Annotated in this window: 9 protein-coding genes; 6 read left to right on the top strand and 3 right to left on the bottom strand. The window is 38.5% G+C overall.

Annotation, left to right across the window (positions count from 1 at the left end):
* Positions 1-91: 91 nt before the first annotated feature.
* The 4 genes from JWR87_RS02185 to JWR87_RS02170 all read left to right on the top strand — a co-directional run bounded on the left by JWR87_RS02185 (position 92) and on the right by JWR87_RS02170 (position 4922).
* Entirely contained in the window at positions 92-475 is a 384-nt protein-coding gene (locus tag JWR87_RS02185) for a GxxExxY protein (RefSeq protein ID WP_297814985.1), read from the top strand.
* A 173-nt stretch (positions 476-648) separates the two neighbouring features.
* Positions 649-3054: a 3-hydroxyacyl-CoA dehydrogenase/enoyl-CoA hydratase family protein gene (locus tag JWR87_RS02180; protein WP_297814982.1), complete on the top strand. Its 2406-nt coding sequence runs from the start codon at positions 649-651 to the stop codon at positions 3052-3054.
* 213 nt (positions 3055-3267) lie between these two features.
* Positions 3268-3924, top strand: a complete 657-nt coding sequence (locus tag JWR87_RS02175; protein ID WP_297814979.1) for a phosphatidylserine decarboxylase family protein — start codon at positions 3268-3270, stop codon at positions 3922-3924.
* A gap of 395 nt (positions 3925-4319) precedes the next feature.
* Entirely contained in the window at positions 4320-4922 is a 603-nt protein-coding gene (locus JWR87_RS02170; protein ID WP_297814976.1) for an alpha-ketoglutarate-dependent dioxygenase AlkB, read from the top strand.
* A gap of 365 nt (positions 4923-5287) precedes the next feature.
* Here JWR87_RS02170 and JWR87_RS02165 read toward each other — a convergent pair whose 3' ends face one another.
* Positions 5288-5983: a YjjG family noncanonical pyrimidine nucleotidase gene (locus JWR87_RS02165; RefSeq protein ID WP_297814973.1), complete on the bottom strand. Its 696-nt coding sequence runs from the start codon at positions 5981-5983 to the stop codon at positions 5288-5290.
* Between the two features lie 61 nt (positions 5984-6044).
* Between JWR87_RS02165 and JWR87_RS02160 the strand changes: the two genes are divergently transcribed.
* Positions 6045-6746: an SDR family oxidoreductase gene (locus JWR87_RS02160; RefSeq protein WP_297814970.1), complete on the top strand. Its 702-nt coding sequence runs from the start codon at positions 6045-6047 to the stop codon at positions 6744-6746.
* A gap of 75 nt (positions 6747-6821) precedes the next feature.
* Here JWR87_RS02160 and JWR87_RS02155 read toward each other — a convergent pair whose 3' ends face one another.
* Both JWR87_RS02155 and JWR87_RS02150 read right to left on the bottom strand, forming a co-directional pair.
* Positions 6822-7523: a class I SAM-dependent methyltransferase gene (locus JWR87_RS02155; protein WP_297814967.1), complete on the bottom strand. Its 702-nt coding sequence runs from the start codon at positions 7521-7523 to the stop codon at positions 6822-6824.
* Positions 7513-8688 carry a glycosyltransferase family 87 protein gene (locus tag JWR87_RS02150; RefSeq protein ID WP_297814964.1) on the bottom strand — a complete coding sequence of 392 codons (1176 nt, stop codon included), beginning with the start codon at positions 8686-8688 and terminating at the stop codon, positions 7513-7515. The genes JWR87_RS02155 and JWR87_RS02150 overlap by 11 nt, the downstream gene beginning before the upstream one ends.
* Before the next feature lie 191 nt (positions 8689-8879).
* Here JWR87_RS02150 and JWR87_RS02145 point away from each other — a divergent pair, with 191 nt between their 5' ends.
* Complete coding sequence (locus JWR87_RS02145; protein ID WP_297814961.1) at positions 8880-9107, top strand: hypothetical protein; 228 nt, start codon at positions 8880-8882, stop codon at positions 9105-9107.
* Positions 9108-9383 lie beyond the last annotated feature (276 nt).

Raw genomic sequence — 9383 nt, 5'->3', positions numbered from 1 at the left:
GAGGAATTTCTCGCAGAAGGCGCGGAAGACGCGGAAATTGAAGAAGTTACGGGAACTATGCTTTTAAATTAATTTTAGAAAAAAGCTGGTAATGGATCTAGATGAACTTACATATAAAGTTAGAGGCGGCATCTTTGAAGTATTTAAAGAGTTGGGGCCAGGATTGCTTGAAAGCGTGTATGAGGCAGCTTTGCTTTTTGAATTACGAAGTTTGGATTTATTAGTAAGTTCACAAGTTCCTGTACCTGTAATATATAAATCGGTTCAGCTAGAATTAGGATTCAGGCTTGATTTGTTAGTTGAAAACGAAGTGATAGTCGAAATAAAATCTGTTGAGTGTTTGCATGAAATTCATAAAAAGCAGCTTTTAAATTATTTAAAATTATCTGGCAAAAAGGTCGGCTTCCTTGTTAATTTTAATACTTTGAAGTTGATCGACAAAGAATCAATTATAAGAATTGTAAATAATTATTGAACAAAAAGCATTTCTCGCAGAAATCGCAGAAGGCGCAGAAAAAATACATTTCTTTTTCCGCGGCTTCCGCGCCTTCTGCGCGAGCAACAAAATTCTTGGCAGAAACCGCAGCACGAGAAAAATATTTCTTTTTCCGCGTCTTCCGCGCTTTCTGCCAGAACAATTTCTTCCACATGAAAAGAACAATTAAAAAAGTCGCCGTTTTAGGAAGTGGTGTAATGGGAAGCCGTATTGCTTGTCATTTTGCAGGAGTAGGATTACAGGTACTGCTGCTTGACATAGCTCCAAAAGAATTGAATGCTGGTGAGCTAGCAAAAGGCCTAACTGTTGATCACCCTGCCGTAAAAAACAGGATTGTTAATGACGCTTTGACTGCGTCTGTTAAGAGTAATCCTTCTCCTGTTTATTCTAAGGATGTCATCAACCGCATAACCACGGGCAACTTTACTGATAACATGAAAGACATCGCCAGTTGTGATTGGATAATTGAAGTTGTGGTTGAAAGGCTTGACATAAAACAAGCAGTTTTTAATGATGTAGAAAAGTTTCGCAAACCAGGAACGCTCATCACCAGCAATACTTCCGGCATACCTATTCATATGATGGCTGAAGGCCGAAGCGAAGACTTTAAAAAACACTTTTGCGGAACCCACTTTTTTAATCCGCCACGTTACCTGCGTTTACTTGAAATTATTCCTACCCCATATACCGACCAAGCTGTTGTTGATTTTTTGATGAATTATGGCGATTTGTTTTTGGGGAAAACAACAGTGCTTGCTAAAGATACCCCTGCATTTATTGCCAATCGAATAGGGGTTTTTAGCATCATGTCCATTTTCAACTTAATGGATAAGCTGCAATTGTCAATTGATGAGATTGATGCTTTAACAGGACCTATTATTGGTCGACCTAAATCAGCAACTTTTAGAACGGCCGATGTTGTAGGTATTGATACGTTGGTTAAGGTGGCAAAAGGAATTGCAGACAATTGTAAAAATGATGAAGCGCTGGAAACATTTACCATTCCTGCATGGCTGCAGAAGATAACTGAAAACAATTGGCTGGGTGATAAGACGGGACAAGGCTTCTTTAAAAAGATGCCCCCTACCTCTAAAGGGGAGAAAGAAATTTTCGTGCTCGATTTAAAAAGTTTTGAATATGGACCTCGAAGCAAACCAAAATTTGCAAGTGTTGACGCTGCAAAGCCTATTGAAGATTTGCCAACAAGAATAAAAATGTTGAGCGCGTCGCAAGATAAAGCTGGCGAATTTTACAGGCAGTTTCACTACAGCTTGTTCAGTTATATCTCGCATCGGATACCTGAAATCAGTGACGAGTTATTTAGAATTGATGATGCAATGATGGCAGGCTTCGGGTGGGAGATTGGAGCTTTCGAAACATGGGACCTGTTGGGCGTTAATAAAACCGTTGAAGCAATGAAGAGCGTAGGCCTAGAGCCTGCTGCCTGGGTTGCCGAAATGCTTGCAACCGGAGCTACATCTTTTTATAAAGTTGAAAACGGGAAAAGGCTTTTTTATGATGTAAAATCAAAATTATATAAACCAATTGCAGGGTCAGAAGCTTTCTTAATACTTAACAATTACAAAGAAAAAACGGTTTGGAAGAATAGTGCATGTACCGTGTACGATATGGGTGACGACGTTTTGGGCCTTGAATGGAAAACGAAAATGAACAGTATAGGAAGCGAAGTATTGGAAGGCGTAAATAAGGCAATTGGGTTAGCAGAAGAGAATTTCAAAGGGCTCGTAATTGCAAACGAGGGTGCCAATTTTAGTGCAGGTGCAAACGTTGGAATGATCTTCATGTTCGCAGTTGAAGAAGAGTATGATGAACTCGACATTGCTATCAGGATGTTTCAAAATAGCATGATGCGCATACGCCATTCCTCTATTCCTGTGGTGATTGCGCCTCATGGATTAACCCTTGGTGGCGGTTGTGAAATGAACCTTCATGCCGACAAAATTTGTGCAGCCGCTGAAACCTATATTGGCCTTGTAGAGCTCGGTGTAGGTCTGATACCTGGTGGCGGTGGAACAAAAGAATTTGTTCTTCGTGCAGCAGATGAAATGCATGAAGATGAACCCGAAACAAATACTTTAAAAAACAGGTTCTTTAATATAGCAACTGCGAAAGTGGCAACCAGTGGTTTTGAAGGTTTTGAAATGGGTGTGTTTCGAAAAGGTCACGATGAGATTGTGATGAACCAATCGAGAAGAATTGCTGAAGCAAAGAAAAGTGTCATTGAACTATTTGATCAAGGTTACATTACCCCCGTGCATCGGAAAGACATCAAGGTGTTAGGCAGGTCAGCTTTGGGAGCGTTGTATGCCGGAATTAACGGAATGTGGCGGGCAAATTATGCAACTGACCATGATGCTAAAGTAGCCAGAAAGCTTGCGTATGTCATGTGTGGCGGAGACCTAAGCGAGCCAACATTAGTGAGTGAACAATATTTACTTGACCTTGAGCGGGAAGCGTTTTTAAGTTTATGCGGTGAAAGAAAAACACTGGAGAGAATTCAAAGTGTATTGAAAAGCGGTAAACCAATAAGAAATTAGAGAACCTGGATTGGAACTTTTGGGAGGATTATACGGAAATAGAACTTTTGACGTTAATTGAGGTATAACATTAATAGTGATAGAAACGCCGTTGGTGTTCGCCGAACTGCCAGCCGGTTTCCGTTTAAGCGCGGCAATTTGCGATGCATCGTTTATCCTTGTTTTAGTTTATGACTATTTTCAATGACTATATTTGCACCATAACTACAATTGATGACTATTCACAAAGAGGGGTATAAGAGTATTGGCGTTGCTGCTTTAATTTTTGGGCTTATCAATATTGCCTCATTTATTTTTTTAGGGGATGCTTATCCAAAAACGGCGACTATTATATTCGTTGCTTCCGCTATTTTGTTTTTATTTATTGTTTCTTTTTTCCGCATACCGTATCGCTCCCTCACCAAAGGTGAGAGGGAAGTAATTTGCCCCGCCGATGGTAAAGTAGTGGTTATCGAAGAGATTATGGAAGAAGAATATTTTAAGGATAAAAGACTTCAGATCAGTGTCTTCATGAGTCCCGCTAATGTTCACGTCAATCGTAACCCTGTAAGTGGTGAGGTCATCTACAACAAATATCATAAGGGAAAATACCTTGTGGCCTGGCATCCGAAATCTTCTACAGAAAATGAAAGACATAGTGTAGTTATCAAAAATGATAAAGCTGAAATATTGGTAAAGCAGATAGCAGGGGCCTTAGCTAAACGTATCATTAATTATTTGTCGGTAGGTCAGGAAGTACACCAGGGCAGCGAACTGGGTTTTATTAAATTCGGTAGTAGGGTAGATGTTATATTGCCTGTTGGTACTAAGGTAAATGTGCAACTCAACCAGGTCGTAAAAGGCGGGGTAACTGTGCTGGCGACTTTCTAGTACCCGGAGGAATTTAAAATTAATTCTATTTTCAATAATCGCTCTGTAGCTTAATACAGAGCTTTTTTATGCCCTTTTTTGTTTGCATAAAAAATGTTTTAGAACTTCTTTCAGTTCAGCCAAAACGGGGTAAGATCGTACCAACTTTTTGTTTCCCGGCAGTGTTACTACTATACTGCTTCGCTTGCGTCGCACTCTTTTACATTTTTTCTTTACTCAACAAATGTTGCATTTGAAATTTGTACCAACACAAACAATGTAATTATGACAATTAGGAAATTGATAATTTACATTTGGCAGGTAGGCGGCACAGCAAAGAAGAGACAACATGTGAACATTAGTAAACGTGTAATCGTTTCCTGCATTAAGAACTGTTTTGTACTAAATTAAAAACGATGGATTTATTTAATACAGACACCATAGTAAACATCTTACCAAATGATGGAGTAGCCAACTATTATAGTAAAATTTTCAAGCAACAAGAATCGCAACATTACCTCGATAAGCTACTTAGCAGCATCAGTTGGAAGAACGATGAAGCAATTATGTTTGGTAAACATATCATTACGAAAAGAAAGGCTGCGTGGTATGGTGATTCGGGTTATGCTTACACTTATTCTAATACCACAAAACAAGCGTTACCGTGGACAAAGGAATTGCTGGAACTAAAAACAATCGTAGAAAAAACCACAGATGAAAGCTATAATTCGTGCCTGCTAAATTTATATCACAACGGAGACGAGGGAATGGCCTACCACAGCGATGACGAACAAACCCTGCGAAAGGGCTCCGCAATTGCATCTCTCAGTTTTGGCGCAGAGAGAAAATTTTTATTCAAACACAAGCAAACTAAACAGACCATTTCAGTTTTGTTGGAAAACGGTAGTTTGCTGCTAATGAAAGGTGCTACTCAAACAAATTGGTTACACCGTCTTCCTCCTGCAAAGAAAATTAGCCGGCCAAGAATAAACCTTACTTTTCGTACGATTGTAGCTTAATGCTCCGACTAAAATTTTAAGTTCACCGTAAGGGAAAAAGTATAATGCGTAATTATATTTCACAAGAGATAAAGTCCGGTGCATTTAAAATTGTCATTTATTGTTCAGCCTACCCATCATTGCAAGGAACGAAGGAATTGCTTTTACAATTATGAGTCTCTTTTTATTTCTATCAGCGGGTTGCTTCGTCGTTCCTTCTCGCAATGACGTCTCCCTTTAAAGTAGCGTCAATTTGGTACGCACCCTTAGTGATGTGCCAAGTGAAGAAAAAACTGTAAAAGTGTGCGACGCAACAATGCCCAATAGTAGCAATAATGTTTGCTTCCAAAAAAGTATGCACTGTTTTACCCCTGTCGTTAATGCGGTTATAGGATGTCTTCCAGTTCCTTAAGATGATAGATAATGTAAGTTGGTTTAAGTGTAGTCTCTTCCCTTATGTGATTGACAAAAATGGTGTCCATGCCGGCCTTCATTGCCCCCAGTATGTCGGCGTCCAAATTGTCTCCAATCATTATGCCTTCGGTGTAGCAGCAGCCCGCTTTGTTAATTGCAAAGTCAAAAATTTCTTTATGGGGCTTCAGGCAGCAAGCAGTTTCAGAAGTAATTACGGTAGAAAAGTATTTGCCAATATCTGCGTTTTCAAGCTTACGCCATTGCACATTTTCGAAACCGTTGGTAATTAGGTGAAGCTTATAATTCTTGCCTGTTAAATACTGCAGTATTTCTTGAGTATGCGGAAAGAGTGCTTTTTTAGTAGGCAATATTTCGAGGTATTCGTGGCTTAGCTGCTTCGAAAAATTTTCGTTACCAATTTTAAATTCTAACAGGGTGTGCCACATTCTTTTCCATCTCAATTCATCCTGCCGGATAAATCCATGGTTATACCGGTGCCACAGCCTTTTATTGTGAAACGCATATTTCTCATAAAAGAGTTGAAAGTCTGGGGTAACCGTCTCATTCATTTTGTGCAGCACAAAAAGTTCGGAAAGTGTTTCTTTAGAGTTTGTTTCAAAATCCCACAATGTATGGTCGAGGTCGAAGAAAAGATGCTGGTAAGCCATTCGCTACAATTTCGGTATCTATTTACTTAGTTTTGCCCGCAAGCTACTTAAAAACATAAAAATGAATGTTATTATCACCGGCGCCACCAAAGGAATGGGACGGGCAATTGCAGAACAATTTGCGGCTGCAGGATACAATATTGTTGCCTGTGCACGAACGGAAAGTGATTTACAGGAAATGAAAAGTGACTTTCTTACCAGGTTTCCGGCGGTGTTAGTTACATCAAAAGCAGTGAATATTGGAGATGCAGGGCAGGTTAAGCAATTTGGAAAGTGGATACTAGAATCACACATAACTCCAGACGTGCTCGTCAATAATGCCGGTTATTTTGTCCCTGGAACTATCCATGATGAAAAAGATGGAACCATTGAAAAGATGATGGAGGTAAATGTGTACAGCTCATACCATCTTAGCCGGTCTTTAATACCTGTAATGATGGAAAGAAAACAAGGTCACATTTTCAATATCTGTTCGATTGCTGCCTTTCAGCCTTTGCCGAATGTAGGTTCGTATGGCATCAGCAAGTTTGCTTTATTAGGGCTAACAAAACACCTGCGGGAAGAAATGAAGCCTTACGGAATTAAAGTGACCGCTGTGTTGCCTGGTGCAACATTTAGTGGAAGCTGGGAAGGTTCTGATATAGATCCGCAAAGGATTATGGAAGCGAATGATGTAGCTAAAATGGTTTTTGCAAGTAGCCAACTTTCACCAATGGCTGTGGTTGAAGATATAATTTTACGTCCTCAATTAGGTGACTTGTAATACGAAGATTGCGCAGTCTGATGATATGATTTCAAGATAAAATCGACAAGTGTGCCTAACAGTTTTTGATTTCTGCTACATTTCAATTAGAATGTTCTTGCGCCTTTTGTGCAGCGTTAGCTTTTCTTTAATAAACGACCCTTTTAAACCGAGTTGCGATAAAATTTCTTTCCAATCCTGTTCAGTAAGAATTAAAAACCCATTGTTTTTCTTTACCTGGTAATACTGCGAAAACCGAAGACGAAAAAATAGCGAAACAGCATAAATAATTTTACCTGCCTTCAGATATTCGATCATGATTTCAATTATCTCTTTAAAAGCTGATTGCTGAACGATCAGGTCACAAAGTAAAATTTTTGACCCTTTAGTCGTAAAAGGCATAAGGTTTTTCAATAACAGTAACACCTCGTCTTTGCTTTTATAATACTGCAGCACGCTCATGACGATGATAATATCAAACTTTTTTCCATTCAACATAGAAAAATTCAGGTAGTCGGTTGCAGAGAGATCATGAAAAAAGACGTTTGGATGATCTTTATGTTTTTCCCTTGCGTTTAGATTATACCTCTCCGATACATCCACTCCATGTATTTCATTTACCTTATGGTAAATAGAGTCTTCCAAATGGCCGGGACCAGAACCAATGTCAAGAACGTTTAAACTTTTATTGAAGCTGACGTATTTTGTTACACGACTTAAAAAATAAGTAAAGTTTACGTCCATCGACCTATCAAACTCATTCTTTCCTCGCCAGAACTCGGTCCAGTTATGCTTCATAACTGCCGGGGTCTTTTAAGTTACTGGTAATTTTGTGGGAGGGGAAATGCATCAGGTAAAGAACACGAAACCAAATTAGCACAGCGGGAAGCGCCTTCAATACATACGGTTCTATAAATTGCTTTCTTATATATCTCGGCATAAGGTCTGTCGGTCCCATTACAGTGAAGATATAACAGAAGACAACTAAGAACCAGTCGAAGTAATTTTTCGGACAATACAGCCACCAAACTATTACACCTGTTACCGCGGTAATATAGGTGGCTGACTCAGAGACAGGATTAAATATTACATGAAATATAAGGATCGATGCAAGCAGAAGCATTTTAAAATAGGTTTCTTTATACTCCTTAATGTGTACAAATACAGAACAAAAAAGCAGGATGCCGACAGCAATTATTGCAGACGGAGGAATATTTGATGATATAGTTTGATTAATAATCCGGTGTATAGAAACGTTCGTCATATGGTCGTGATCGGACTTTTGGAATAACCGATCGAACCAAAGCTGGTATTGCCAAACCAGCTTGGCGGGGGAAGTTACCAACAAAGGCAATAACGCAAATACAACAAACCAGAAAACAAGCGAAAGCAAAAATTTAAGTTTATTAGGATATACAATAAAAAGAGCAGCGGTTACAAGGCTATAAACTTTTACATAAAATCCTAAAGCGATAAAAAATGCAGCCCAAAAAAATTTTCCTTTATCTATACACACAAAAGCAAATAAAGGGATCGCTGCTATCAGAGGGTTTGTTTGTACGTTATCTACTGCAGTCAGCAGTTCTTGTATACCAAACCACCATGCGAACATCTTTTGTTTTTCTGTCCATGGCATTTTATTTACAGCTAAAACCCAAAAGCCTGTAAAAAGAAAAGGCCAGATAAAAAGCCCGATTTTATAAGGTAAGATTAGTATGGGTGAGAAGATTGCCCCAAAGGTAGGCGAGTACAAAAAGTAGTCTAAGTACTCTTCGGGGTAGGCTGCATACAAGCTTTTTCCATCTATTAAATGTCTTAGTGAATAGAAAAAAATGGTGTAGTTATTAACGTCTGCAAAAAAGGTATATTTTATAGCAACGAATAAAGCGACAATAATAAAGAGTATTAGAATTAGCTTCTTCCTCTCGAAAATGTTTTGAATAAATGGTGGAGTCGTATACATAACTATTGGGCAGGCAATATAAATATTATAAGGATAAAGACTTGATTGCGTTGAGGGAATAATAGAACATTTTCTCCTATTGTTGTCGTTAATTTAAAAAATGGTGTTTTAACAAACAAGGTGATAATAGTGTTATTAACCACTTGTCCTATAAATTGTTTTTAATTTACTTTTGCATTAAAGTTAGGTGTATGAAAAAGTGGATCTTGGTTCTACTGGTGAGTTTTATGATAACAGCAGGAAGCGCGTCTGCACAATGTTCTATTTGTACAAAAACAGCAGGGCAGTTAGGTGAAAAACCAGCGCAAGGGCTTAATAGCGGAATCATTTATTTAATGCTCGCTCCTTTTACGATTGTCGGTTATATCGGCTTCAGGTGGTGGAGAGCAGAGAAATTAAATAATGCTGATATCTCCTAGGAAGGAGAAAATCGTTGTTTTAAAAATTTCTATCGTCACAACTACTTATACATGTCTTGCCTCCGCAATTCCGTTCAAAAATTGATACTTGTCCAAGCAGTTAATTCCTGTCTGAGATAACAAGTAATATTAGGAAAAGTGAATGGTCTTAAAGCTTCAAGTAGTAAGAAATTCTATTTCTATCGCTTATTTCATTTTGTGCTCATGAGATGTAATTATTAAAGAATGTACTATTTGTTATATGGATTTCTATACTTATTCTCACTACTTCCCTGG

This window comes from Segetibacter sp. (assembly GCF_025963695.1).
Lineage (GTDB): Bacteria > Bacteroidota > Bacteroidia > Chitinophagales > Chitinophagaceae > Segetibacter.
Note: the sequence above shows the minus strand (reverse complement) of the source record. Positions and strands in the feature narration are given on the sequence as shown.

Excerpts from the sequence above, each read along its gene's own strand:
- JWR87_RS02185 (WP_297814985.1), top strand. The coding sequence starts at position 92 with ATGGATCTAGATGAACTTACATATAAAGTTAGAGGCGGCATCTTTGAA.
- JWR87_RS02180 (WP_297814982.1), top strand. The coding sequence starts at position 649 with ATGAAAAGAACAATTAAAAAAGTCGCCGTTTTAGGAAGTGGTGTAATG.
- JWR87_RS02175 (WP_297814979.1), top strand. The coding sequence starts at position 3,268 with ATGACTATTCACAAAGAGGGGTATAAGAGTATTGGCGTTGCTGCTTTA.
- JWR87_RS02170 (WP_297814976.1), top strand. The coding sequence starts at position 4,320 with ATGGATTTATTTAATACAGACACCATAGTAAACATCTTACCAAATGAT.
- JWR87_RS02165 (WP_297814973.1), bottom strand. The coding sequence starts at position 5,983 with ATGGCTTACCAGCATCTTTTCTTCGACCTCGACCATACATTGTGGGAT.
- JWR87_RS02160 (WP_297814970.1), top strand. The coding sequence starts at position 6,045 with ATGAATGTTATTATCACCGGCGCCACCAAAGGAATGGGACGGGCAATT.
- JWR87_RS02155 (WP_297814967.1), bottom strand. The coding sequence starts at position 7,523 with ATGAAGCATAACTGGACCGAGTTCTGGCGAGGAAAGAATGAGTTTGAT.
- JWR87_RS02150 (WP_297814964.1), bottom strand. The coding sequence starts at position 8,688 with ATGTATACGACTCCACCATTTATTCAAAACATTTTCGAGAGGAAGAAG.
- JWR87_RS02145 (WP_297814961.1), top strand. The coding sequence starts at position 8,880 with ATGAAAAAGTGGATCTTGGTTCTACTGGTGAGTTTTATGATAACAGCA.